21 protein-coding genes are annotated in these 25,944 nt (G+C 67.9%); 7 read left to right on the top strand and 14 right to left on the bottom strand.

The window, feature by feature from the left end:
- Positions 1-347: 347 nt before the first annotated feature.
- The 3 genes from BIZ42_RS06215 to BIZ42_RS06205 are packed head-to-tail and all read left to right on the top strand — an operon-like array spanning position 348 to position 2,976.
- The gene (locus tag BIZ42_RS06215) at positions 348-545 is read left to right on the top strand and encodes a zinc-finger domain-containing protein (RefSeq protein ID WP_019183790.1); all 198 of its coding nucleotides are present in this window, start codon (positions 348-350) and stop codon (positions 543-545) included.
- Positions 546-560: 15 nt separating this feature from the next.
- Complete coding sequence (locus BIZ42_RS06210; protein ID WP_070425880.1) at positions 561-1,673, top strand: glycosyltransferase; 1,113 nt, start codon at positions 561-563, stop codon at positions 1,671-1,673.
- The gene (locus tag BIZ42_RS06205) at positions 1,654-2,976 is read left to right on the top strand and encodes an O-antigen ligase (RefSeq protein ID WP_070425879.1); all 1,323 of its coding nucleotides are present in this window, start codon (positions 1,654-1,656) and stop codon (positions 2,974-2,976) included. The genes BIZ42_RS06210 and BIZ42_RS06205 overlap by 20 nt, the downstream gene beginning before the upstream one ends.
- Before the next feature lie 56 nt (positions 2,977-3,032).
- On the opposite strand, the gene BIZ42_RS06200 is transcribed toward BIZ42_RS06205, so the two are convergent.
- On the bottom strand, positions 3,033-3,956 hold the full coding sequence (locus BIZ42_RS06200; RefSeq protein WP_070425878.1) for an LpxL/LpxP family Kdo(2)-lipid IV(A) lauroyl/palmitoleoyl acyltransferase: 924 nt from the start codon (positions 3,954-3,956) through the stop codon (positions 3,033-3,035).
- A 95-nt stretch (positions 3,957-4,051) separates the two neighbouring features.
- On the opposite strand from BIZ42_RS06200, the gene waaA reads away from it, so the two are divergent.
- Positions 4,052-5,350 carry a lipid IV(A) 3-deoxy-D-manno-octulosonic acid transferase gene (gene waaA / locus BIZ42_RS06195; protein WP_070425877.1) on the top strand — a complete coding sequence of 433 codons (1,299 nt, stop codon included), beginning with the start codon at positions 4,052-4,054 and terminating at the stop codon, positions 5,348-5,350.
- Positions 5,351-5,407: 57 nt separating this feature from the next.
- Here the strand turns inward: waaA and mgtE are convergent, their stop codons facing one another.
- The 5 genes from mgtE to BIZ42_RS06170 form a co-directional block, all read right to left on the bottom strand.
- Positions 5,408-6,790, bottom strand: a complete 1,383-nt coding sequence (mgtE, locus tag BIZ42_RS06190) for a magnesium transporter (RefSeq protein WP_070425876.1) — start codon at positions 6,788-6,790, stop codon at positions 5,408-5,410.
- A gap of 175 nt (positions 6,791-6,965) precedes the next feature.
- Positions 6,966-7,634 (bottom strand): hypothetical protein, encoded by a 669-nt coding sequence (locus BIZ42_RS06185; RefSeq protein ID WP_070425875.1) that lies wholly within the window; start codon positions 7,632-7,634, stop codon positions 6,966-6,968.
- A gap of 458 nt (positions 7,635-8,092) precedes the next feature.
- Positions 8,093-9,454, bottom strand: a complete 1,362-nt coding sequence (locus BIZ42_RS06180; protein ID WP_070425874.1) for a TolC family outer membrane protein — start codon at positions 9,452-9,454, stop codon at positions 8,093-8,095.
- A gap of 16 nt (positions 9,455-9,470) precedes the next feature.
- Complete coding sequence (locus tag BIZ42_RS06175; RefSeq protein ID WP_070425873.1) at positions 9,471-10,118, bottom strand: protein-L-isoaspartate O-methyltransferase; 648 nt, start codon at positions 10,116-10,118, stop codon at positions 9,471-9,473.
- Between the two features lie 131 nt (positions 10,119-10,249).
- A complete protein-coding gene (locus tag BIZ42_RS06170; RefSeq protein WP_070425872.1) occupies positions 10,250-10,915 on the bottom strand; it encodes a TetR/AcrR family transcriptional regulator in 666 nt (221 codons plus the stop codon).
- A 121-nt stretch (positions 10,916-11,036) separates the two neighbouring features.
- Here BIZ42_RS06170 and BIZ42_RS06165 point away from each other — a divergent pair, with 121 nt between their 5' ends.
- The 3 genes from BIZ42_RS06165 (at position 11,037) to BIZ42_RS06155 (ending at position 16,630) form a co-directional block, all read left to right on the top strand.
- Positions 11,037-12,182, top strand: coding sequence for an efflux RND transporter periplasmic adaptor subunit (locus BIZ42_RS06165; protein WP_070425871.1), 1,146 nt, complete (start codon positions 11,037-11,039; stop codon positions 12,180-12,182).
- 4 nt (positions 12,183-12,186) lie between these two features.
- Entirely contained in the window at positions 12,187-15,351 is a 3,165-nt protein-coding gene (locus BIZ42_RS06160; protein ID WP_070425870.1) for an efflux RND transporter permease subunit, read from the top strand.
- Between the two features lie 202 nt (positions 15,352-15,553).
- Positions 15,554-16,630, top strand: coding sequence for a hypothetical protein (locus BIZ42_RS06155; RefSeq protein WP_156785694.1), 1,077 nt, complete (start codon positions 15,554-15,556; stop codon positions 16,628-16,630).
- 11 nt (positions 16,631-16,641) lie between these two features.
- Here BIZ42_RS06155 and gdhA read toward each other — a convergent pair whose 3' ends face one another.
- From gdhA to ilvG, 8 genes are all read right to left on the bottom strand, one after another.
- On the bottom strand, positions 16,642-17,985 hold the full coding sequence (gene gdhA, locus BIZ42_RS06150; protein WP_070425868.1) for an NADP-specific glutamate dehydrogenase: 1,344 nt from the start codon (positions 17,983-17,985) through the stop codon (positions 16,642-16,644).
- A gap of 110 nt (positions 17,986-18,095) precedes the next feature.
- Positions 18,096-19,157 (bottom strand): 3-isopropylmalate dehydrogenase, encoded by a 1,062-nt coding sequence (gene leuB / locus BIZ42_RS06145; protein ID WP_070425867.1) that lies wholly within the window; start codon positions 19,155-19,157, stop codon positions 18,096-18,098.
- On the bottom strand, positions 19,147-19,725 hold the full coding sequence (leuD, locus tag BIZ42_RS06140) for a 3-isopropylmalate dehydratase small subunit (protein WP_019183806.1): 579 nt from the start codon (positions 19,723-19,725) through the stop codon (positions 19,147-19,149). The genes leuB and leuD overlap by 11 nt, the downstream gene beginning before the upstream one ends.
- Positions 19,725-21,146: a 3-isopropylmalate dehydratase large subunit gene (leuC, locus tag BIZ42_RS06135; protein WP_070427461.1), complete on the bottom strand. Its 1,422-nt coding sequence runs from the start codon at positions 21,144-21,146 to the stop codon at positions 19,725-19,727. The genes leuD and leuC overlap by 1 nt, the downstream gene beginning before the upstream one ends.
- A gap of 40 nt (positions 21,147-21,186) precedes the next feature.
- Positions 21,187-22,734 (bottom strand): 2-isopropylmalate synthase, encoded by a 1,548-nt coding sequence (locus BIZ42_RS06130; RefSeq protein ID WP_037553334.1) that lies wholly within the window; start codon positions 22,732-22,734, stop codon positions 21,187-21,189.
- Between the two features lie 2 nt (positions 22,735-22,736).
- Complete coding sequence (locus BIZ42_RS06125; protein WP_070427460.1) at positions 22,737-23,834, bottom strand: threonine dehydratase; 1,098 nt, start codon at positions 23,832-23,834, stop codon at positions 22,737-22,739.
- A 114-nt stretch (positions 23,835-23,948) separates the two neighbouring features.
- Positions 23,949-24,203, bottom strand: a complete 255-nt coding sequence (locus BIZ42_RS06120) for an ACT domain-containing protein (protein ID WP_019183810.1) — start codon at positions 24,201-24,203, stop codon at positions 23,949-23,951.
- On the bottom strand, positions 24,187-25,920 hold the full coding sequence (gene ilvG / locus BIZ42_RS06115; RefSeq protein WP_070425866.1) for an acetolactate synthase 2 catalytic subunit: 1,734 nt from the start codon (positions 25,918-25,920) through the stop codon (positions 24,187-24,189). Before ilvG ends, BIZ42_RS06120 begins: the two co-directional genes overlap by 17 nt.
- Positions 25,921-25,944: the final 24 nt, after the last annotated feature.

Below are 25,944 nucleotides of genomic sequence, written 5' to 3'. Positions count from 1 at the left end.
GCATCGATGGCCACGGCGGACGGCGTCGCCCCAGCCATCGGCAGACGGCAGGTAAAGAGGCGATGCATGTCCGGTGGGGGCGGGCAGGCGATCGGGTCGATGATCGGTACCGGTCGATCCTGCATCACCGCAACTGGCCCTGACAAGTGCAATTAGTTCGATCTAAATCCGGCAAATCCGTTTCATATCGAATTGTTGACAATCAATTTGGATCGATTTAAAAGGACCGATGATGCGTCGCCGGGCCACCCGCGGCGGCGCCAGGCACCCGCAGGGCCCCTGCGGCCTGACGCGGCCACCAGATGCTAGAATCCACGGTCTCGCAACCCCCTTTGTGTGTCCACGCCATGAGCCATACCGCCACTGCGCCCGCCAACGCCGAGAAGCGTTACACCGTGCACCGCAGCGACCTGCCGCTGAGCTGCCCGACGCCGGAAATGGCGCTGTGGAACTCGCACCCGCGCGTGTACCTGCCGATCGAAGACGAGCCCAACTGCGAGGCCGCGTGCCCGTACTGCGGCGCCGTGTTCGTGCTCGCCGACTGATCCGCGGACCACACTGTGCGCCGACTGACCGTGGTGCAGCTGCTGCCGGCGCTGCACTCCGGCGGGGTCGAACGCTCCACCCTTGAGATCGCCTCCGCCCTGGTTGCCGCCGGCCACCGGGCCATCGTCGTGTCCGCCGGTGGGCGCCTGGTCGAGCCGCTGCTGGCCAGTGGCGCCGAACACCTGACCCTGGATATCGGCCGCAAATCGCTGCTGACGCTGCGTCACGTGCTGACCCTGCGCAATCTCTTCAATGAGGTGGGCGCGGACATCGTGCACGCGCGCTCGCGGCTGCCGGCGTGGCTGGGCCTGTACGCGGTGCGCAATCTGCCGGCGGCGACCCGCCCACATTGGGTCACCACCGTGCACGGCCTCAATTCCCCGGGCCGCTACAGCGCGGTGATGACCAGCGGCGAGCGCGTGATCTGCGTGTCCAACAGCGTGCGCGAGTTCGTGCAGACGCATTACCCCAGTGTCCCGGCCGAGCGGCTGCAGGTGATCCCCCGCGGTGTCGATGTCGCGCAGTTCCCGCGCGTGGGCCGCCAGGACAGGCGCGCGCGCCTGGCCGTGGCCGGGCAGCATCCGGCGCTGGCCGGCGATGCGCCGCTGCTGTTGCTGCCGGGCCGCGGCACCCGCCTGAAAGGGCATCGCCACGCCCTGACCCTGCTGGCCGGGCTGCATGCTGCCGGCGTGCCGGCCAGACTGTGGATGCCGGGCACGCGCGAGCCGGGCCGCGAATCCTATGTCGCCGAACTGGACGCCCAGGCACGCAGCCTGGGTGTGTTCGATGCGGTGCTGATGACCGCGCCGACCTCGCGCATCGCGCAGGCCTATGCGGCCAGCGATCTGGTGCTTCAGCTCTCGGACAAGGCCGAAGCGTTCGGCCGCACCGTGGTCGAAGCGCTGTCGGTGGGGCGCCCCGTGCTGGGCTGGAACCACGGCGGCGTGGGCGAGTTGTTGACTCAGCTGCAACCCTCCGGCGCGGTACCCTTGGGCGACGCCGATGCGCTGTTGGCGCGCGCGCAGCAGCTGTTGCTGCAGCCGCCGGCCTTGCCGTCGCGGATCCCGTTTACCTTGCAGGCGATGCAGCGTGACACGCTCCAGCTCTATGCCTCCCTCGTCGGCTGAGACGACCCTCGTGCCCGGGTCGCCGGCCTCCCGCGCTGGCCGCTGGGCGCCGTGGTGGGTCATCGCGTTCGTTGCGCTGTGGCCGTTGCCGGGCATCGCCGAAGGCGTGCTGGTACTCGGCGCGCTGTATGCGGCAGTGCGCATGGTGCAGCTGCGGCTGCAGGGCAATCAGCGGCTGCTCAGCAGCCCGGCGTGGGCGCTGACCAGCATCCTGTTCCTGGGCTATTGGCTGCCACAGGCAGTGTCCGCCTTCGATGCGATCGACCCCGGCACCGCGTGGCGCAAAACCGCCGCCGGCCTACGCTACCTGCCCTTCATGTGGCTGGTGGCGATAGCCGTGGCCACCCCGCAGCGGCGCGCGCTGACCCTGGGCGGCCTGGCCGCGATCACCGGCCTGTGGACCGCCGATGCATTGGCCCAGGCCCTCATCGGCAGCAGTCCGTTGTTCTGGTCGATGGACCAGCTCAAGTGGGCCGTCAGTGGCCACGGCCTGTGCTCGCCTGAAGAGATGGCACTGGTGGACCGGCTCAGCGGGGTGCTCGGCCCCTGCAATCTCAAGTTCGGCCAGGTGCTGGCCAGCCTCTCGCCGTTCCTGCTGTTCGCGGCCTCCCGCCGCGCCGGCATTCTCGGCTGGTCGCTGGGAGCGGCTGCGGTGGGGGTGGTGCTGGTGCTGGCCGGTTCGCGCGCGGCCTGGCTGACCTATGCGCTGGTGCTGGTGTTCTCCGGCTGGCGCCTGATCGGCGTGCGCGGGCTGCTGGCCTGCGTCGCCTTCGGTGCGGTGGCAGCGGTCGTCCTGGCCGTGACCGTGCCCCAGGTCGGTGACCGCGTTGCGCGTACCGCCATGGCCTGGGAGGGTGAGAGCGATGGCGTCAATCAAGCCCTGTCCGGCCGCGCGCAGATCTGGGCGGCGGCTGCCTGCATGATCGAAGCGCACCCCATCAACGGCGTCGGCGCACGTGGCTTCCGCGACGCCTACCCGGCCTGCAACCCGGACCCTGCCGCCCAGGAAGTCTGGGGCGCGGGTCCGGCACTGCACGCGCACCAGATCGTGCTCGAGATACTGTCTGAAACCGGCATCCTCGGCCTGCTGCTGTGGCTGGCGGCGGTCGCACAGGCGTGGCGCGCGTGGCGCTTCGCGCCGGCCCAGGCCCGTGAGCGCGCACGCCCGGCGATGCTGGCGCTGGCGGTGACCGTGTTCCCGCTCAACACGCATCTGGCGTTCTATTCCACCTTCTGGGGAGGCCTCACGCTGTTGTTGGCCGCGCTGTATGCCGGCAGTCTGTTGGCACGCGAGGACGGGTAGGGCCACGCCATGCGTGGCTGCTTGTGGCCCGGGTATGGGGACATGCCGGGGTGGCGCTACGACCGGTAATAATCGCTGCGGCCGCCGGGCTGGCGCTTGAAGCGGCGGTGGATCCACAGGTACTGGTCAGGGGCCTCGCGCACCATCGCTTCGATGGCCTGGTTGACGCGCGCGGTATCGGCCTCGACATCCTCGCTGGGGAAATTCTCCAGCGGCGCGCCGATCTTCAGGAAGTACTTGCCGCCTTCGCGACGGTGGAAATACGGGATCACCGCGCAGCCGGTCATCCGGGCCAGCTGGTGCGTGGCGGTGATGGTCGAAGCGGTGTGGCCGAAGAACGGCACGAACACCGTGTCCTTGCCGCGCATGTCCTGGTCCGGCGCGTACCAGAGGAAGCCGCCCTTCTTCAGATGCCGCACCGTCGCGCGGATGTCCTCGTTGGCGTACATCGCCTTGGCGTAGCGCAGGCGGCCGAACTTCACCGCCCACTCGTACACCGGGTTGCGATGCTTGCGGTACATGCCGGAGAGCTCGACGTGGTCGCACAGCAGGCGGCCACACATCTCCAGCGTCATGAAGTGGCCGGACACCAGCAGCACCCCACGGCCCTCGGCCTGCATGCGGTGCAGGTGCTCCAGCCCCTCGATCTGCACCTGCGGGCGGATGCTGTCGATGCTGCCCCACCAGGCCCGGGCGAATTCGAAGATGCCCACGCCCAGCGCGTCGAAGCTGTCGCGCAGCAGGCGCTGGCGCCAGGCATCGTCCTTCTCGGGGAAGCACAGCTTCAGGTTGACCTCGGCGGCGCGCCGGCGGCTGCTGGCCAGCCGGTAGGCGACCGTGCCGACACCGCGGCCAAGCGCACGCTGCAGCATCCACGGCAGGCGGGCGATCGCGAAGGCGACCAGCATGAAAGCGAAGGTCGGCCAGTGGCGCGGATTGCGCAGGGACGGCCGGGTGGCGGTGGAAGCGTTATCGGACATGCCTCGATTCTAATGGATGCGCCCGGATGCGTCCCGGCAGGGCCATCACGGCGCCGCGGCGTGTCTTCCCCGCGCCGCTCCCGTATCCTTTGCCCATGCGTAAAAGCCCTGTCGAATGGATCCTGCGCGGCCTGTACTCGGCCGTGCTCTACCTGCTGTTGCCGATCACCGTGTACCACCTGGTGTGGCGGGGCTTCCGGGTGCGCGAGTACTTCCAGCGCTGGGATGAGCGCTATGCCTCCTATCCGCACTCCAGCGGCCAGCCGCGGGTCTGGCTGCACGCGGTCTCGGTGGGTGAGGTGAACGCCGCAGCGCCACTGGTGAACGCCTTGCGTGCGCTGCGTCCGGACATCCGCTGGGTGATCACCACCATCACCCCGACCGGCTCCGAACGGGTCCGCGCGTTGTGGGGCGATGCGGTCGACCACGTGTACCTGCCCTACGACGTGCCGGGCAGCGTCGGTCGCTTCCTCGGCCACTTCAAGCCGAGCCTGGCGCTGATCCTGGAAACCGAGCTGTGGCCGAACCTGCTGTTCGGGTGCCGCGACCGCAGCATCCCGGTCTACATCCTCAATGCGCGGTTGTCGGCGCGCTCGCTGCGCGGTTACCGCCTGCTGCGGCCGCTGATCGGCCGCGCGCTGCGTACCGTGACCTGTGTGGCGGCGCAATCGGCCGACGATGCCGAGCGCTTCATCCAGCTCGGCGCCCGCCCGGACCAGGTGCAGCCGCTGGGCAATCTGAAATTCGATATCGCCACGCCGAACGTGCAGGACTTCATCGCGCGCTTCCATGAGCTGGTGCCCGCCCAGCATCCGGTCTGGATCGCCGCCAGTACGCACGAGGGCGAAGAGCAGGCCACCATCGATCTGCACCGCCGCCTGCGCGAGGCGGTGCCGGGCCTGTTGCTGTTGTGGGCGCCGCGGCATCCCGAGCGCTTCCCAAGGGTGGAAGCGCTGGCCCGCGAGCAGGGCTGGAAGGTGGCCACGCGCCGCCAGCAGCAGTGGCCGCAGGCCGATACCGATGTGTTCGTGATCGATACGCTTGGCGAGTTGATGTCGTTCTACGGGTGCGCCCAGGTGGCCTTCGTCGGTGGCAGCCTGCAGGCCATCGGGGGGCACAACCTGCTGGAGCCGGCGGCAATGGGCACCGCAGCGGTCACTGGCCCGCACCTGCACAACTTCGCCGAGATTTCCCGGCGCATGCGCGAGGCCGGTGCGGTGGTCATTGCCGAGGATGCCAACGGGGTCGGCGATGCACTGCTGACCCTGCTGCGTGATCCGCAGGCCCGCGAGGACATGGCCCGGGCGGGCTGCGCGCTGGTGAGCAACGGGCGCGGCGCACTGAAGCGCACCGTGGCCCTGATCGCCCCGCAGTTGCCGCCGCCGGTGGCCTGATTACAGGCTTGGTTGCAGGCCTGATCGCGCGATGCGACGACCAGGCCCGCGCGTGCGTCAGGCAGCGGCGACCAGCAGGTCGCCCAAAAAGGCGTAGGCAAAGCCGAAGTAGATGAACACGCCGACCAGGTCCATCACCGAGGTGATCATCGGGGCCGACAGCGTGGCTGGATCCGCCCCGATGCGGCGTGCGGCGAACGGCAGCAATGCGCCGATGATGCCGCCCAGTGCGGTGCACACCAGCATGCTCGAGCCCACCACCAGCAGCACGTCCATGCCAACGCCCTTGCTGAAATAGGCCAGGACCGCTTCCAGCACGGCGATGCTGATGCCCAGCGCGGCGGCCACCGGCAGTTCGCGTTTGATCACGAACGCCACATCGCGCCAGCTCAGCTTCAATTCGCCCAGTGCCATGCTGCGGATCACCAGCGTGGCCGACTGGCTGCCGGTGTTGCCGCCCATGTCCACGATCGGGGCGATGAAGGCGGCCAGCACGATCACCTGCGACAGCAGCTCTTCCTGCGCGGCCACGAAGGTGCTGGTGACGATGCCGAAGCAGGTCAGGATCGCCAGCCAGAACACCCGCACGCGGAACATCTGCTTCAGTGGCGTGCTGCGAACGTCCAGGTCGTTGCCGTGCGCGCTCACCGTACCGCCGAAGCGCGCCAGCTGCGAGGCGTCCTGTTCCTTGTCGATGTCCATCGCATCGTCGACGGTGACGATGCCGATCATGCGGTCTCCGCCGTTGGTGACTGGCAGCGCGAGCAGATCGTAGCGACGGATCAGCTCGGCGGCCTGCAGTCGCGGCCAATGTGCCTTCGCGGCGATCGGCTGCTCATGCATGATCGAGGCGACCGTGCGGTTCTCGTTGGCCAGGACCAGATCGCGCAGCGCCACGGTGCCGCGCAGGCGCAGGGTGTGGTCGAGCACGAACAGGATGTTCACCGTCTCGCTGTGCAGCGCGGTGGCGCGGATGTGTGAAAGCGCCTGCGCGACCGTCATTTCCGGCGAGACCCAGACATAGTCGGACGTCGTCGCCGAACCGACCGTGCCCTCGGGATAGGACGCCATCTTGAGGATGTCGTCGCGTTCCACCTTGGTCAGCGCCGGCAGCAGTGTCTGCTTGGCGTCATCGCCAAGGCGGTTGAACAGATCGGCACGATCATCCGATGGCATGTGTTCGAACAGCTGCACTACCGCCTCGCGCGGCATCGCGGCCAGCAGTTGATCCTGGCGGAGCTCGGCGAAGTGCGCGAACAGATCCGCGCGCGCCGGTGGCGCGAGCGTCATCAGCAACGGCAGCGACCTGTCCACGCTCAGCGCGTCGAGCGCATCGACCAGATCGGACGGATGGGTGGTCGCGGCGATGCTGGCAAAGCCAGCGGCGTCGAGGGAGAGCGAGAGGGTGCGGATCGAGAACAGGAGGTCTTCGCGGTTCATGGTGGTTCTCCAGCAGAAAGCGGCGCGTGGGGTGGCAACGCGCAGTGATGAGGTGCAGGCGTGGCACGCATCGGCGTGCGCCCGGGCGAGGCAGGCAGGGGTGTGCGTGCGCGCCGCGTACGCAGCGCAGGCGGCCGGCGGGATCAGTCGGTGCGCTCAGTCGGCACGCGGGGCATTACGGCGCGGCGGCGAGATTGAGGCCGAGCGTGATCCACTGCCCGTCGCGCCGGTGGTGGGCACGTCCCGCGAGCAGATCCACGCTGGCGCCACGCCAGAGTTCGTGGCGCACGCCGAACTGGCTGCTGCGCTGGCGCGCCGCATCGCGGGCGGTTTCGGCCAGCAGTGACCACTGCGGTGCAGCCACGACTTCCACGCCGATGCCATCGGTGCGGCCACGTGCATCGCCCGTGCGTGCCCAGCCCAGGTTGAGGTGCAGCAGGGTGCGATCCGACGCGCCGAGCACCACCGTCAGCGGTGCATTGAGGCTCCAGTCGTCGGCGCGCGGGCGGTGCCAGTCGCTGCCGAGGCCGGCACTGATCGCCACGCCCCAGCGGCGCTGATCCAGATCACGCAGTACCCGCTTGGCGCCCACGGCCCACTGCGTCGTCGAGGTGGCGTGTTGATGGCTGGCGCCGAGCGACCATTCGGTATCGGCGAACGTGCAGGCCGGTACGGCCGTCCAGTCATTGCCGGCATCGGTATGGCGGCCCCAGCTTTCCAACTGGCAGCGACCGGCATCGGTGATGGAGGCGTCGTCCACCATCAGGCTGGCGGCGGCGCGGGTGTCGAGCGGAAGCATCGCCACGGCCACGAGGGGCAGGGCGAACACACGGGAAACGTGCATGGGCAATCTCCAGGCAAACGGAAACGCCAGCGGCACCCTTCTTGGGGTCGGTGGAACGGCGATACGGATGTTGCGAGGCGGGCGAGCGTGTCAGCTGCGCCGGTGGGCCCCGTCCTGTGCGGACGGAACCGACCTTGGGGTCAGTGGGTCCGTCGGCTCAGGAGCAGCAACGAGATCGACTATGACTGTCCAAGGAGGGGGCCTCTGGAGGGAAAGGGAAGGTGGTGCGGGGCGGACCTTAGTCGGCCGCTGCCGGAGGGTCAAGCCCTTTTTCACGGCACGTGCCGGACTGTGGACCGCTTCACGGTGGAGAGTGTGCGCGGGTAGGCATCGCACGAAGCGGTCGCGATGGCGGCCGCCACATGGGCAGCATCTGTGGCATGTCGCGATCACCACCTTGCACGCAAAAAAAAACCACCCGCAGGCGGGTGGTTTTTTATCTCGCCGTGCGCCGTCGATCAGTTGACGGTGGTGCTCGGCGTGGCCGCCTTCTGGGTCAGCAGGCGGTTGATGTCCTGCAGTTCGGCGATGTCCAGCGTGCCGACGGCCTGGCCCAGCTGCAGGCGGTTCTGCAGGAAGGTGTAGCGGGCGTTGGCGTAGTCCAGCTGCGCGGAGAACAGGATGCGCTGGTTCTGGATCACGTCCAGCACGGTACGCGTGCCGACTTCCAGGCCGACCTGCGAAGCGTCATAGGCACTCTGTGCCGACACGACCGCCAGGCGACGCGCTTCCACTTCGCTGATGCCCGCCACCAGGGTCTGGTAGGCGTTGCGGGTGTTGCGGTCCAGGGCGCGCTTCTGCTGCTCGTAACCGTCCTGGGCGATGTCACGCTGGGCCAGCGCCTGGCGCACGCCGGACTGGGTGGCGCCGCCGGAGAAGATCGGCACGTTCAGGGTCAGGCCGACGCTGTTGGTGCGGCGGTCCGGGCTGAAGCTGCCGCTGTCGCCGACCACATCACCCCAGCTGGCCGACTTGCCGGCCGTGGCACCGATCGACAGGGTCGGGTAGTGCGCGCCGCGGGCGGCCGAGACGCCGGCTTCGGCGGCGTTGACCTTCAGTTCCTGCGCCTTCAGCGCCGGATTCTGCGCAACGGCCTCGTTCACCAGCGTATCGATGGTGGCGTACTTGGCCGGCAGCTCCGGACGGAAATCGGCCGGCAGGGCGCGCAGGTCGGTGACCGGCTGGCCGGTCAGTTCGGTCAGCGCCTGGTAGGCGTCGGCCAGGGTGTTCTGCGCGATGATCGTGTTGGCGCGCGCCTGGTCGTACTGGGCGCGGGCTTCGTGCACGTCGGTGATCGGGGCCAGGCCCACTTCCAGGCGCTTGTCGGCGAAGTCGAACTGCTTCTTGGCAGCGGCTTCGTTGGTCTGCGCGGCCGACAGCGATTCAATGCCCACCAGCACGTTGAAGTACGCCGCCGAGGTGCGCACGATCAGGTCGTCGTTGGCCGAATCCAGGGTGAAATCCGCTGCGCGGCTCAGTTCGCGCTGCGAACGCAGGTTGGCGAACTGGGTGAAGTTGAAGACCGTCTGGCTGCCGTTGATCGTGTAGTTCCGGCTCTTGGTGGTGAACGAGCTGGAGGTCAGATCATGGTTCGGGTTGGTGCGGCTGCGGTTGAGCGAGGCCTCGCCGTTGAGCTGCGGCAGCAATGCGGCACGCGCCTGCACGGCGCCTTCCTTGTCATACAGGCGGGTCGACTCGGCAGCCGAGAGCTGCGGATCGCCATTGCGCGCCATTTCGTAGACCTGCAGCAGGTCGGCGGCAGAGGCGGTCATCGGCAGCAGGGCGGCGGCCAGCGCAAGGGCGAGGGATCGGCGGATCATTGCGGCTTCCTTGGACTCAGAGTTGGAACTGGGGTGCCGGGGCGGCACCGCGCAGGTAGTCGATATCGGTTTCGAACAGCGATTCAGTGGTGCCGTCCGCCTTGACCAGCACCGCTTCCATGACCGGGGACCGACCACGGATCACGAACAGTCGACCGCCCGGACGCAGCCACTGGGCGAAACGTGACGGGATGACATCCACCGCGCCGGTGACGCAGATCGCATCGAAGCGGCGCTCGGTATTCCAGCTCAGCGCGTCGGCGGTTTCGATGCGGACGTTGTTGCCCAGGCCGGCGGCGTCCAGACGCGCGCGCGCGGTGGTGGCCAGCTCGGCATCGATCTCCAGGCTCAGCACTTCGCGGGCCAGCTCGCCCATGCAGGCGCTCAGGTAGCCGCTGCCGGTGCCGATTTCCAGCACTTCATCGCCCGGCTGCAGATCCAGCGCCTGCAGGGTGCGGCCTTCGATGACCGGCTTCATCATCTTCTGCCCGTTGCCCAGCGGCAGCTCGATGTCGGCATAGGCCAGGGCCCGGTGCGATTCAGCGACGAACGCCTCCCGCGGCAAGCGTGCCAGTACATCGAGCACGCGGATTTCCAGCACATCCCAGGGGCGGATCTGCTGTTCGACCATCAGTTCGCGGGCGTGGGAGTAATCGATCGTCATGAGGTTCTATATCCAGCGCAGTGGGCCGGCCATTTTACCGGTGCCGGGAGCCGGCGGCGCGCTGAGAGCATCGCTGCCGTCGCGCCGGGGTCGCAGTGCCGGAAGTCACCGCGACCTCCGGTCCATTCAGTTTAGTGCCGCCGGGCATACGCCCGCAGGAAAAAGTCGACGCTGGCGCTCACATGAGCGTTGGCATCGCACTCGGCCGGGGCCGGCCGCAGCCCGCACATCATATGCGTATGCAGCTCGCCCTTGATCAAGGTCAGGAACTGGATGGCGGCCGTCGGGAAATCGGTGATCTCCAGCTCGCCGCGGGCCGTACGGGCACGCAGGAAGTCGGCCAGCGCATCGGTGGTCCGCTGCGGGCCGGCCAGCCAGAACATCTCGCGTATCCGGTCATCGGTATCCGGCGACATCATCACCCGCTGCACGGCGACGGCCGCATCGGAGGTGATCAGGGTGAAGAAGGCGTGGCCGATGCCCATCAGCTGGTCGCGCAGCGGGCCTTCGACGTCGGTGACGAACAGTTCGTCAGGCAGCATCTCGACGCATTTGGACTGCACTGCTTCGGTGAAAAGCGTCTCTTTGTCGCCGAAATGGCTGTAAACGGTCAGCTTCGATACGCCCGCCTGGGCGGCGATGCTGTCCATGCTCACCCCGTTGTAGCCTTGGTCGACGAACAGCGACTTGGCCGCTTCCAGGATGGCCGCGCGCTTGCCCAGATCCTTCGGGCGCCCCGGCCCGGCGGCCTTGGCGACCGGCTTGGAGGGCGATTTGGAGGAGGTCGGATCAGTCATCCAATCAATACTAGACCAATCGGTTCGATATTTATACTATACCGGCTGGTTCAATATTGAGGCGATTGGAACAGAGCGTTTCCAGTGGCTTTCCCCGAGTTACTTTCAGGTCCAGGACCTCATGAAAAACATGCGATGGATGGGTGGTGGGTTGCTGGCGCTGGCGTTGGCAGCATGTGGCAAGCAGGATGCCGAACCGGCCGCGCCGATGCCGGTGCTGGTTGTCCACCCGGGCACCGTGGCCGGCCAGGAAGTGGCCGCCTACCCCGGTGAGATCCGGGCCCGCGAGGAAAGCCCGCTCTCCTTCCGCGTCGGCGGCAATCTGATCAAGCGCCATGTCGATGCCGGCCAGCGCGTGCGCAAGGGCCAGTTGCTGGCCGAGCTGGACGCCGCCGACTACGCCTCCCAGGCCAGCGCCTCACAGGCGCAGCTGGCCGCTGCCGAAGCCGACCTGATCCGTGCCCGTGATGACCAGAAGCGCTACGCCACCCTGGCCGAGCAGCAACTGGTCAGCCAGTCCGCGCTGGACAGCCAGACTGCTGCCTTCAAGGCCGCGCAGGGCCAGGCCAATGCTGCCCGCGCCAATCTGGCCGTGGCGCGCAACCAGGCCGAGTACGCGCAGCTGCGCGCGCCGGCCGATGGCGTGATCGCCAGTCGCCAGGCCGAAGCCGGGCAGGTGGTCAGCGCTGGGCAGACTGTCTTCACCCTGGCCGCCGACGGTGGCCGCGAAGTCGTGATCGCCCTGCCGGAGAGCAACATCCGCGATTACCAGGTCGGCCAGCCGGTGCAGGTGGAACTGTGGAACCGCCCCGGCCAGATGCTGCCGGGTACGATCCGTGAGATCGCCCCGGCCGCCGATGCACAGGGGCGCACCTATGCCACCCGCGTCAGCCTGGCACCGGAAGCGTTGACCGAAGTGGAACTGGGCCAGAGCGCGCGCGTGTTCGCCGCCGCAGGACGCCAGGGCACGCTGCAGTTGCCGCTGGCCGCCGTACAGCGCGGCGCCGACGGCCGCAGCAGCGTGTGGGTGGTCGATCCGGCCAAGCACACGTTGAAGGCCACGCCGGTGACGGTCGGGGCGTACGCCGTTGAATCGGTTCCGGTGCTGAGCGGGGTGAACGCGAACGACTGGGTGGTCGCCGCCGGCGGCCATCTGCTGCGCGAGGGCCAGCCGGTGACGGCGGTGGACCGCCAGAACCGCCCGGTGCTGGCACCGGCGGCCAAGCCTGCCGCGGCCGACGCGCCTGCTGCCGGCAAGGGGAACTGATCCCGTGCGCCGCTTCAATCTTTCCGAATGGGCGCTGGGCAACCGGCCCCTGGTGCTGTTTGCGATGCTGGCCTTCGCGATCATCGGCGCGTGGTCGTACAAGCACCTGGGCCAGTCCGAAGATCCCCCGTTCACCTTCAAGGTGATGGTGGTGCGCACGAACTGGCCCGGCGCGACCGCCGAACAGGTCTCCCGCCAGGTCACCGAGCCGATCGAGAAAGCCCTGCTGAACACCGGGCAGTACGAGTTCATCCGCTCCTACTCGCGCCCGGGCGAGTCGCAGGTGATCTTCGTGGCGCGCGACAGCTTGCGCTCCAAGGCGATTCCCGACCTGTGGTACCAGGTGCGCAAGCGCGTGGGCGACATCAAGCCGACCCTGCCGCGCGAGATCGTCGGGCCGTTCTTCAACGACGAATTCGGCGACACCTTCGGCAACATCTACGCGTTGACCGGGCAGGGCTTCGACTACGCCGTGATGCGCGACTACGCCGACCGCATCCAGCTGGAACTGCAGCGCGTGCCCGATGTGGGCAAGATCGAGCTGGAAGGCCTGCAGGACGAAAAGGTCTGGATCGAGCTGTCCAACACCAAGCTGGCCACGCTGGGCGTATCGCTGCAGCAGGTGCAGCAGGCCTTGGCCGACCAGAACGCGATTGCCGCCACCAGCTTCTTTGAAACCCCGACCGATCGCGTGCAGCTGCGCGTCACCGGCCAGTTCCAGAGCGTGGAGGACATCCGCAGCTTCCCGATCCAGGCTGGCGACCGCACCGTCCACCTGGGCGACATCGCCGAGATCAAACGCGGTTTTGCCGATCCGGCCTCGCCGAAGATGCGCTTCATGGGGGAAGACGCGATCGGCATCGCCGTGGCGATGAAAGACGGCGGCGACATCCTCAAGCTGGGCAGCACGCTGGACGCCGAGTTCGAACGGCTGCAGAAGACACTGCCCGCCGGCATGCAGCTGCGCAAGGTCTCCGACCAGCCGCATGCGGTGGAAGAGTCGGTCGGCGAGTTCGTGCAGGTGCTGACCGAAGCGGTGGTGATCGTGCTGCTGGTGAGCTTCTTCTCGCTCGGCCTGCGCACCGGCCTGGTGGTGGGTGTGACCATTCCGCTGGTGCTGGCGATGACGTTCTTCGTCATGCATTACTTCGGCATCGGCCTGCACAAGATTTCCCTGGGCGCGCTGGTGCTGGCGCTGGGCCTGCTGGTGGACGATGCGATCATCGCCGTGGAGATGATGGCCACCAAGATGGAGCAGGGGTACGACCGCCTGCGCGCGGCCAGCTTCGCCTGGGAGTCGACCGCGTTCCCGATGCTGACCGGCACGCTGATCACCGCGGCCGGCTTCCTGCCGATCGCTACGGCCGCCTCCAGCACGGGCGAGTACACCCGCTCGTTGTTCCAGGTGGTGACCATCGCACTGGTGGTGTCGTGGATCGCCGCGGTGCTGTTCATTCCGTACCTGGGCGACAAGATGTTGCCGGACCTGTTCAACCCGCAGCCGCCCAGGCCGGAGAGCCTGGCCGGGCGCTGGCACGCGCGTCGCCTGCAGTGGGCCGACCGCCATCCCGCGTTCGCGCGCTGGATCGCACCGAAGGTGCATGCGCACGACCACGATCCGTACCAGCGTCCGTTCTACGTGCGCTTCCGCAGGTTCCTCGATGTCTGCCTGCGCCATCGCTGGTGGGTGATCGCCGCCACCGCCGCGCTGTTCGTGTTTTCGCTGCTGATCTTCCGCTTCGTGCCGCAGCAGTTCTTCCCGGATTCGACCCGCCCGGAACTGATGGTGGACATCGAACTGGCCGAGGGCGCCTCGCTGCAGGCGACCCAGGCCCAGGCGGCCAAGCTGGAAAAACTGCTCAAGGACCGCGAGGGCATCAGCAACTATGTCGCTTACGTGGGCACCGGCTCGCCGCGCTTCTACCTGCCGTTGGACCAGCAGCTGCCCGCCACCAACTTCTCGCAGTTCGTGGTGCTGACCGAGAACACCAAGGCACGTGAGGCGACCCGCGACTGGCTGCTCAAGGACGTGATTCCGCAGTTCCCGGACGTGCAGATGCGCGTGACCCGCCTGGAAAACGGCCCGCCGGTCGGCTACCCGGTGCAGATGCGCATCTCCGGCGAGCATATCGAGCAGGTGCAGGCCATCGCCCGGCAGGTGGAAGCCAAGGTGCGTGCGAACCCGCACGTGATGAACGTCAACCTGGACTGGAGCGAGCCGAGCAAAGTGGTACGGCTGGTGATCGACCAGGACCGGGCACGCGCACTGGGTGTGAGCAGCGCGCAGGTGAGCCAGCTGCTGGGCACCTCGTTGTCGGGCATGAGTGTGAGCACCTACCGGGAAGGCAACCGCCTGATCGAAATGCTGCTGCGTGGGCCGGACAACGAACGCGTGCGGCTGGACATGCTGGGCAGCCTGGCGATCCCGACCAGCAGCGGCACCTCGGTGACGCTGTCGCAGGTGGCGCGCCTGGAGTACGTGTTCGAGGACGGCATCATCTGGCACCGCAACCGCCTGCCGACGGTGACGGTGCGCGCCGACATCGCCGATGCGAAGCAGCCGCTGGACGTGGTGCAGCAGATCCTGCCGACACTGGAGGAAATCCGTGCCGGGCTGCCGTCCGGTTACCTGCTTGAAACCGGCGGCACCGTGGAGGATTCCACGCGTGGCCAGGATTCGATCAAGGCCGGCATGCCGCTGTTCCTGATCGTGGTGGCCACGTTGCTGATGCTGCAGCTGCGCAGCTTCTCGCGTGCGGCGATGGTGCTGGTCACCGCGCCGCTGGGCATCATCGGCGCGACCCTGTTCCTGTTGCTGTTCCGTGCACCGTTCGGCTTCGTGGCCCTGCTGGGCACGATCGCGCTGGCCGGCATGATCATGCGCAATTCGGTGATCCTGATCGACCAGATCCAGCAGGACATCGACGCCGGCCACGACCGCTGGCACGCAATCATCGATGCCACCGTGCGTCGCTTCCGCCCGATCGTGCTGACCGCGCTGGCCGCGGTGCTGGCGATGATCCCGCTGTCGCGCAGTGCGTTCTACGGTTCGATGGCGATCTCGATCATGGGTGGCCTGATCGTCGGCACCGTGCTGACCCTGGTATTCCTGCCCGCACTGTATGCGGCGTGGTTCCGGGTGAAGCCGGATGAGGCGGGCGCTGGCTGACCTGCGGCCATGCCAATGGGTGGGGCCGACCGCTGGTCGGCGCCACCGGTGCCGCGACGGGGCATCTGGGCGGTTGCCTGGCCGGGGGCAGTTGTTTCCCCGCAGTGGTGCATCACGCGCAATTTTCGTAGAAGTTGCATTGCCTCCTGTGCGCGCAGTGGTCAGCGTAGGCAGTTGTCTGCCCAACTGCCACAGGTTCTCCATGAAGTTTCTGCACCCCATGCTGCTGATGGGTTCGACGTTGCTGGGCTCGCTTGTAGCGTCAGCGGCTGCCAGCGAAGCGGCGTTGGCGCCCGTCGCACTTCCGGCCGATGCGCGCGCGATGGCCGCCGTAACCGCCCTGGTGTCCTGCCAACCTACGACGTATACCGAGGCGGCGCTCGCCGCCGAGCTGCTGCAGCGCGCTGGCACGCGTGCGGAGGATCTTCCCGGTGCAGCCCAACGCTTTCGCCTCCCCGCCGCGGTCACGGTGCTTGGCACGCCTACGGACCTGATCGCGGTTGGCGGCGATGGCATCCACGCCATCCTGGCCGACACCCCGATCGGCAACCTCACTGGTACCGCTGCCCTGACGCCGCACCACTATCCGCAGCGCCAGGGTAGGTGGCTCACCCCCGTGGCGGTGCGCAATGACGGCGACGGATGGATCCGGCAGCGTGTGATCGAGGTGGATGTGGATCCGCAGCGCCCGGGCGATCTGCGGGTGGCGTGCGCAGAGGTCATCGACAGCCGCCGGCAGCAGCAGGAGCGAGCGGGCGACGTGGCACCCATGACGTATCCCGCCGGCACGGACGTGATGCCGCTGGTGGGAAACATACTGGAGTGCAAGGCCGACCGGCGGGCTTCGGTGACGCTGGCGACCTCTTTGTTGATGAATGGACCGCCCAGCCCACCGTTCGCGACGTGGGGAGATGAATCCGATGCGGAGCGCTTCCAATGGATACTGCCGCGCCCGTTGCCGCTGCGCGATGTGACCGTGCGCAGCCTGCGGCTCGTGGATTCGATTGCATTTGGCGCCGTAGAGGATGTGCCCGCCGCTGAGTTGGCGCGGCGTTGGGGTCTATCGTCAGCGGAGAACGATTTTGGCGAGCCGGTCTATCTGAAGGATATGCCGGTACGGGTCGCGCCGGATGGTTGGGAAGAGCAACGCCGTCTGTGGGTACTGGACGAAGAAGACGGCGCAACCCTGGTGGGGTGTGGCTACGAAGAGCGCGTCAGCGAGTTCGGCTGGTGGCCGGGCGACAGGATGGATGGCACCCTCGTCGCCCCGCGCCGGTAGAGCCGGCAGGATCAGTAAACGCCCTGCGCCAGCATCGCATCGGCCACTTTGACGAAGCCGGCGATATTGGCGCCATCCACGTAGTTCACGCTGCCATCGGCCCGTTTGCCGTGGCGCACGCAGTTGGCGTGGATATCCTTCATGATGCCGTGCAGGCGCTCATCGACATCGGCGTGGTGCCATGACAGGCGCTGCGCGTTCTGGCTCATTTCCAGCCCCGAGGTGGCCACGCCGCCGGCGTTGCTGGCCTTGCCCGGCGCATACAGGGTGCCTGCCTTGAGGAAGACCTCCATGGCCTCCAGTGTCGACGGCATGTTGGCGCCTTCAGCCACGCACAGCACATCGTTGTCCACCAAGGCGCGGGCGTCGTTCTCGTCCAGTTCGTTCTGGGTGGCGCAGGGCAGGGCGATCTCAGCCGGGATGTGCCAGGGGCGCTTGCCGTCCAGGTACTCGAAGCGTGTGTCGTCGGCCAGTTCCGACAGGCAGCCGCGACGTTCGTTGCGCAGTTCCATCACCTCCTGCAGGCCCGCTTCGTCGAAGCCCTCCCGGGCGTACAGCGTGCCGCCGGAATCGGAAAGCGTGAGGACTTTCGCGCCGAGTTCGATGGCTTTGATCGCCGCATGCTGGGCCACGTTGCCAGCGCCGGAAATCAGCACTTTCGCGCCATCGGTATCGCGCCGCGCATGGTGCAGCATCTGCTCGACGAAGTAGACCGTGCCGAAGCCCGTCGCTTCCGGGCGCATCAGGCTGCCACCATAGGAGAGGCCTTTGCCGGTGAACACGCAGGCGGCATTGTTGGTGAGCTTCTTCATCATGCCGGCCATGTAGCCGACCTCGCGGGCGCCCACGCCGATATCGCCAGCCGGTACATCGGTGTCTGCCCCCAGGTGGCGATGCAGTTCCAGCATCAGCGCCTGGCAGAAGCGCATCACCTCGCTGTCGCTGCGGCCCTTGGGATTGAAATCCGAACCGCCCTTGCCACCGCCCATCGGCAGGGTGGTCAGCGCGTTCTTCAGTGTCTGCTCGAACGCCAGGAACTTCAGGATCGACTGGTTCACCGAGGGATGAAAGCGCATGCCGCCCTTGAACGGGCCGATCGCCGAGCTGTGCTGCACGCGCCAGCCACGGTTGACATGGGTCTTGCCGGCATCATCGGCCCAGGCAACGCGGAACTGGATCACCCGCTCCGGCTCCACCAGCCGCTCCAGCAGGCCCTGTTCCAGGTAGCGGGGGTGGCGCTGCAGGAACGGCCACAGGCTCTGGATCACTTCTTTGACGGCCTGCAGGAATTCCGGCTGGTGCGGATCACGCTGGGCCACGTGGTTGAGAAAGTCGTCAGAGGAACGATGGTTCAAGGGCTTTCCTTGTTGGGGGCCGGCCGCTGACTGCGACGTGGCCGACGGGACAGGGAGGCCGTGCGGGATGTAGAAACACGAACGCGGCCCTCAGGCCGCGCTCGTTGCGATCATTGCAGCTTGGCAAGGACCGCGTCGGTTGCGGCGGCAGTACTCACCGCGAAACCCTTGGCGGCGAGGTCGGCGGTGAACACGCCGTCATCGAGCACGGCGTACACCGCTGCCTCGACCGTAGCAGCCTCTTCGTCCAGCCCCAGTGAATGCCGCAGCAGCATCGCAGCGCTGAAGATCGTGGCGTAGGGATTGGCGATGCCTTTGCCGGCGATGTCCGGCGCCGAGCCGTGGATCGGCTCGTAGATGCCGACCGCGCCGGGCTCGCCCAGCGAGGCCGAGGGCAGCAGGCCGAGCGAGCCGGCCAGCATCGAGGCTTCGTCGGTGAGGATGTCGCCGAACATGTTCTCGGTCACGATCACGTCGTACTCGCGTGGCTTGGCCAGCAGATGCATGGCCATCGAATCGACCAGCTGGTGCTCCAAGGCAATCTCCGGGAATTCCTCGCGGCCGATCCGTGCGGCGACGTCGCGCCACAGGCGCGAGGTCTCCAGGACGTTGGCCTTGTCCACCGAGGTGACCTTGCCGCGGCGGGTCTGCGCGAGCCGGAACGCGGTGCGCATGACGCGCTCGATCTCGCCCACGCTGTAACTGCACAGGTCGCTGGCGGTGTCGGCGGTGCGGGTCTTCTCACCGAAGTAGATGCCGCCGGTCAGTTCGCGCACGACGACGAAGTCCACGCCCTCCAGCAGTTCGGCCTTGATCGGCGAAGCGCCGAGCGCGGCGGCATGCGTGCGCACCGGGCGAAGGTTTGCATACAGCCCCAGTGCCTTGCGGATCGCCAGCAGGCCCTGTTCCGGGCGCACCTTGGCGTTGGGATCGGACCACTTCGGCCCGCCCACCGCACCGAGCAGGATGGCGTCCGCCTTCCGGCAGGCCTCCAGCGTGCTGGCCGGCAGTGGTTCGCCGTGGCGATCGATGGCGATACCACCGATGTCGTGCTCCTGGAACCCGAAGGTGTGCCCGAAACGGGTGGCGACGGCCTCCAGCACCGCCACGGCGGCGGTGGCGACTTCCGGACCGATGCCGTCACCCGGCAATACGACAATCTCAGCGTGCATGTTCACTCTCGTAACGTTCGATATCAGGAGTACGGCCCAACAGATACCCCAATTGGTCCACGCCTTCCAGCAGGCAGGTCTGCGAGAAGCCGTCCAGCGGGAAGGTATACACACGCCCATCGGGCGTGCGCAGTTCGCGTGCGGCCACGTCGATGGTCAGTGCGTCATCCGGGCGCTGCATCAGCGTCTGCACGTCGGCTTCGTCCAGCACGATCGGCAGCAGGCCGTTCTTCAGCGAATTGCCGCGGAAGATATCGGCGATCTCGCTGCTGACGATGGCGCGCAGGCCCAGGTCGGTCAGCGCCCACGGCGCATGCTCGCGCGAAGAGCCGCAGCCGAAGTTGCGGCCGGCCAGCAGGATGCTGCGGCCGGCGTTGTGCGGCTGGTTGAAGGCGAAAGCCGGGTTCGGCACGCCTTCGCTCTGCCAGCGCCAATCATTGAACGCATGCTTGCCCAGGCCGACACGCTCGGTGGTGGACAGGAAGCGCGCGGGGATGATCTGGTCGGTATCGATGTTGGTCTCGCGCAGCACCACGCTGGTCGAGGTCAGGGTACGGAAGCCGCTCATCAGGCCACCTCCAGCGTGGCATACAGTTCACGTGGGTCGGCAACGCGGCCGTTCACCGCCGCCCAGGCGGCCGTCATCGGCGAGGCCAGCAGGGTGCGCGAGCCGGGGCCCTGGCGGCCTTCGAAGTTGCGGTTGCTGGTGCTGACCGCCAGCTGCCCCGGGGCAACCAGGTCGCCGTTCATGGCGATGCACATCGAACAGCCGGGCTCGCGCCATTCGGCACCGGCAGCGCGCACCACCACATCGATGCCTTCGGCTTCGGCCTGGCGCTTGACGATTTCCGAGCCCGGCACCACCAGCATGCGCACGCTCGGGGCGACGCGGCGGCCCTGGAGTACCTGCGCCACTTCGCGCATGTCGCTCAGCCGGCCGTTGGTGCAGGAGCCGACGAAGACCACATCCACCGGGGTGCCGGCCAGGGTCTGCCCGGCGTGGAAGTGCATGTAATCCAGCCCCTTCTGGTCGGCCGCATCGTTGGCCGCCGGAATCGGCTGGTCCACGGCGATGGCGGTGCCGGGGTGGGTGCCCCAGGTCAGGGTCGGCCGGATGTCGGCGGCGTCGATGTGGACCTCCACGTCGAAGCGCGCACCGGGATCGCTGCGCAGCTGCGACCACGCGCTGACCGCGGCATCGAAGTCGGCGCCCTTGGGGCCACGCGGGGTGGCGGCCACCCAGTCGAAGGTGACCTGGTCGGGGGCGACCATGCCGGCACGTGCCCCGGCTTCGATGGACATGTTGCACAAGGTCATGCGCTGCTCCATGTCCATCGCTTCGATCGCGCTGCCACGGAACTCCAGCACATGGCCGGTGCCACCGTTGACGCCGATCACACCGATGATATGCAGCACCACGTCCTTGGCGCCGACGCCCTGCGCCAGCGTGCCATCCACGGTGATCGCCATCGTTTTGGCCTTGCGCTGCAGCAGGCACTGGGTGGCCAGCACGTGGCCGACCTCGCTGGTGCCGATGCCGAAGGCCAGCGCGCCGAACGCGCCGTGGGTGGAGGTGTGGCTGTCACCGCAGACGATGGTCATCCCCGGCTGGGTAAAGCCCTGCTCGGGGGCGATCACGTGCACGATGCCGCGGCTGGCCGATTGCAGGTCGAACAGCTCGATGCCGTGCGTGGCGCAGTTGTCGGCCAGCATCGCCACCTGGGCTTCGGAGGCGGCGCTGGCATACGGCAGCTTGCCGTCGGCAGCGGCCGGCAGGGTGGGGGTGGAGTGGTCCATCGTCGCCTTGGTCCGGTCCGGCCGGCGCGGGGAGAGGCCGCGCTCGCGCAGTTCGGTGAAGGCCTGCGGCGAGGTCACTTCGTGGATCAGGTGCAGGTCGATGTACAGCACGGCGGGGGCGCTGTCGGTTTCGGGCACGACGACGTGGGCGTCCCACAGTTTGTCGTACAGGGTGCGGGGAGCTGGGGTCATGGACTGGCCTTGCTGCGGTTCGGGGTACGTCATGGGGTGCTCAGGCCGCGGCGGTGGCCGTGGGCTGCTCGGTCGTCGCGCTGCGCTGGCGCAGCAGACGGTTGGCCACCTCCAGCCACGCCAATGCGGAGGCTTCGATGATGTCGCGGCTGGTGCCGGTGCCTTCGTACTCCACGCCTTCGTGGCGCACGCTCAGGTTGGCTTCGCCGCGCGCATCGGCGCCGATGCCCACACTGTGCACGTGGTAGCTGTCCAGCATCAACTGCACGCCGGTGGCGGCCGACAGCGCGCCGAACAACGCATCCACCGGGCCATCGCCCTGGGCGGTCTCGGCAACCCGGTTGCCTTCAGGATCGGACAGCTCCACCAGCGCATTGGCGCGGCTGCCGACATCGCTGATCGTCATCGACGCCAGGCGGTAGCCGTTCTGGGTGGCACTGCCCTGCATCAGGGTCTGCAGGTCGGCATCGGTGACCACGCGCTGCTGCTCGCACAGCGCCTTGAACTGCTCGAAGACCAGCTTCAGCTCTTCTTCTTCCAGCCAGAAGCCCAACGCACGCAGGCGCTGGTCGACCGCGGCGCGGCCACTGTGGCGGCCCAGCACCATCTGCGAGGACTCCCAGCCCACGTCTTCCGGTCGCATGATTTCGTAGGTGCCGCGGTGGCGCAGCATGCCGTGCTGGTGGATGCCCGACTCGTGCGCGAAGGCGTTGGCACCGACGATCGCCTTGTTGCGCTGGACCGGCATGCCGACCAGGCGCTGCAGCAGCTGGGAGGTGGCCACGATGCGCTGGGTGTTGATGCGCGTGTCTTCGTCGTAGAAGGCGTTGCGTACCTTCAGCACCATCGCGATCTCTTCCAGCGAGCAGTTGCCCGCGCGCTCCCCGATGCCGTTGATCGTGCACTCGACCTGGCGTGCGCCACCTTCGATGGCGGCCAGCGAGTTGGCCACGGCCAGGCCCAGATCGTTGTGGCAGTGCGCGCTGAAGATGATGCGGTCGCTGTCGGGCACGCCGGCGATCACCCGCTGGAACATGCCGCGGATCTCTTCGGGCGTGGTGAACCCCACGGTGTCGGGCAGGTTGATGGTGGTGGCGCCGGCGGCCACGGCCACGCGGGCAACCTCGATCAGGAAATCTTCCTCGGTGCGCGTGGCATCTTCAGCGGAGAACTCCACATCGCCCACGTAGCTGCGGGCCAGGCTGACGTGCTTGTGCACCGACTCCAGCACCTGCTCGCGGCTCATGCGCAGTTTGTGCTCGCGATGCAGCGGGCTGGTCGACAGGAACACATGCAGGCGCGGGTTCGCGGCGGCTTCCAGCGCCTTGGCCGAGGTTTCGATATCGGCGGCCAGGCAGCGCGACAGCACGGCCAGGGTCGGGCGACGGACCTCACGGGCGATCATCGCCATCGCTTCGCGGTCGGACTGGGAACTGGCCGGGAAGCCGGTTTCCATGACATCAACGCCCAGCTCGTCCAGCGCGCGGGCCATCACCAGCTTCTGCTGCGGGCTCATGCTGCAGCCGGGCGATTGTTCGCCGTCGCGCAGGGTGGTGTCGAAAATTCTGATTCGGGGGGAGTTGGGCATGGTCACCAGGAGGTCTCCTCGACGGCAATGTCGGATGGGATGGCAGAGGTAGGAATCGAAACGGAAATCGGGGGTGTCGCGAGCACGGTTGGTAGGGGCGGGCGTGTTCGCTCGCTGGCGCGGCGGCGCGGTTTGCGCGGGGGGCGGGGACGGATGTCGGCCAGCAGCTGGGCCAGGACCAGCGCATCGATGTTGCCGCCGGAGACCACCGCGCACTTGCGCTTGCCGGCCACGCGGCGGCCGGCCGCCAGCGCCAGCGCGCCGGCGCCTTCGGCGATGACGTGTTCTTCCAGCGCCAGCCGCACCAGGGTTTCGCGCAGCTCGGCTTCGCGGACGATGACGACATCATCCAGCAACGCGCTGCACAGCCTGCGGGTCAGGAAACCGGGGATCTTCACCTTGACGCCGTCGGCCAGGGTGGCGACCGGGGCGATCTCACGCACGTCGCCGCGGATCGCACGGGCCATCGAATCGACGCCCTCGACCTGCGCGCCGACGATGCGTACACCCTGCGATTTCAGCGCCAGCGCGACGCCCGAAGCCAGGCCACCGCCGCCGATCGGCACGATCACCACGTCGGGCGCATGCGGGGCCAGTTCGATGCCCAGGGTGCCCTGGCCGGCGATCACATCGGGATCGTCGAAGGCGGACAGGAAACGGTAGCCGTGCTGGTCGGCCAGGGCGCGGGCGAAGGCATAGGCCTCGTCGTAACTCTCGCCGTGCTGGCGGACCGTGGCGCCCCAGTGGGCGACGCCGGCAATCTTGGTGGCGGGCGCACCGTGGGGCATCACGGTGATGGCGGGGATGTTCAGACGGTAGGCGGCCCAGGCCACGCCCTGGGCGTGGTTGCCGGCGGAGGCGCAGATGACCGGGCGGTCATCGCCGCGCTCACGCCCGGCCAGCAGTGCGTTCAGGGCGCCGCGCACCTTGTACGACCCGGTGCGCTGCAGGTTCTCCAGCTTCAGCCACACGCCGAAACGTTCGGCGTAATGCAGCGGCGTGGGCGGCAGGAAGCGGCGCAGCCGCGCCTGCGCGGCCAGCACGTCGGCGACGCTTACGTCGCCTACGTCCGGTTCCTGCGGGGCGCGGCTAGCCGGCATCGTGCACCCGGCCACGGTGATCGTCGCCATGCGGTACGCGCTGCGACGGCGCACGGTGCGGCGCACGACCGAGAAGGCACCTCCGTACCGGCACCGATGCAGCGGTGCGGGCGTTCATGCGGATACTCCGGGTTCCAGTGCGCTGATGCGCACCGAAACACAGTCGTAGATCTTCTCGATCTGGCGGCGCAGCGTTTCCGGTGGACGGGTGCTGTCCACCACCAGCTGCAGGTGCCAGCGGCCATCGTCGGCGGCATTGGGCGCGCCGGCGATCGCGCGCGGCGCGAAGCCGCGGCGTTCGGCCATGCCGATCACGCGCAGCAGCGCGCCTTCGGCCGGGGTCAGCACCAGGTCAAGCCGGTATTGCATTGGGGAACTCCTGGGACTGATGGGCGGGGTTGCTTTCCAGCATCGTGCTGTTGGCGTTGTTGGGCGGCACCAGCGGCCAAACGTTGGCACGGGCATCGATGGCCACATGCAGCAGCGCCGGGCCGGGCTGGGCCAGCATCGCGGCCAGGCCGCCCTCGACATCGTCACGCGCTTCGATACGCGTGGCCGGAATGCCGAACACCTGCGCCAGCGCAGCGAAGTCCGGGTTGTCGGACAGATCGATCTCGCTGTAGCGCTCGGCGAAGAACAGCTCCTGCCACTGGCGGACCATGCCCAGCGAGCTGTTGTCCAGCAGCACGATCTTCACCGGCAGGCGGCAGCGGGCGATGGTGACCAACTCCTGCACGTTCATCATGAAACTGCCATCGCCGGAGACCAGCACCACGGTGCGGTCGGGGCAGGCGAACTGCGCGCCCATCGCTGCCGGCAGGCCGAAGCCCATCGTGCCCAGCGCGCCGCTGGTCAGGTGGTTGCGTGGGTGGTTGAAGCGGCAGTGCTGGGCGACCCACATCTGATGCTGGCCGACATCGCAGGCGATGATCGCGTCGCTCGGGGCCAGTTCGCTCAGGCGCTTCAGCAGCGCCGGTGCATAGATGTGCTTGCCCGGTGCGTCGTAGCGCGGCGCGAAGCGTTCACGATGGCCCTGGCAGCGCTTCGCCCAGGCCTCCTGCGTGGCCGGGGCGGTGGCCGCGACGGTCAGCGCGCGCAGCGCCGTACCCACGTTGCCCGGCACCGCGATGTCGGCGGTGCGCAGCTTGGAGATCTCGTACGCGTCGGCATCGATATGCACGACGCGCGCAAACGGAGCGAACTCGTTCAACTTGCCGGTGGCGCGGTCATCGAAACGGGCGCCGACCACCACCAGCAGATCGCTTTCCTGCACCGCCATGTTGGCCGCGCGGGTACCGTGCATGCCCAGCATGCCCAGGTAGTGCGGATGCTGTGGCGGCAGCGCACCCAGCCCGCGCAGGGTCAGCACGGTCGGGATCGCCGTGGCCTCGACGAAGGCACGGAAGTCCTCCACCGCATCGCCCAGCGCCACGCCACCACCGGCATAGATCACCGGCTTCTCGGCCTCGGCGATGGCGGCGATGGCGTGCGCGATGGCCTCGTCCTGCGGCGCAGGCGGTGCCACCACGGTGGAGGGGACGTGGTCGGGCAGATGCGACGCATCGGCGACCTGCACGTCCTTGGGCAGATCGATCAGCACCGGACCCGGGCGACCCTCGCGGGCGATCCGGAACGCATCGGCGACCACCTGCGGCAGGTCATCGACCGAGCGCACCAGCCAGCTGTGCTTGACGATCGGCAGGGTCAGCCCGAACACGTCCAGTTCCTGGAACGCGTCGGTGCCCAGCAGCGGGGTGGCGACCTGGCCGGTGATGCAGACCATCGGCACCGAATCCAGCATCGCATCGGCGATGCCGGTGACCAGGTTGGAGGCGCCCGGGCCGGAGGTGGCGACGCAGACGCCGACCCGGCCACTGGCGCGGGCGAAGCCGTTGGCAGCCAGGGCGGCGCCCTGTTCGTGGCGGACCAGGATGTGCTTCAGCCCGGAATCCACCAGGGCGTCGTAGAACGGCATGATGGTGCCGCCCGGATAGCCGAACAGCGTATGCACGCCCTCGGCTTCCAGGGCCTGCGTCAACCAGCGTGCGCCGTTGCGGGGCGCGGTGCTGTGTGCGGAGGTATTCATGCGGTGACCTTTACGAAAGCGGGT

It is taken from the genome of Stenotrophomonas sp. LM091, assembly GCF_001806305.1.
Classification (GTDB): domain Bacteria; phylum Pseudomonadota; class Gammaproteobacteria; order Xanthomonadales; family Xanthomonadaceae; genus Stenotrophomonas; species Stenotrophomonas bentonitica_A.
The sequence above is the reverse complement of the archived record's forward strand: the minus strand, read 5'-3'. Positions and strand labels throughout refer to the sequence as shown.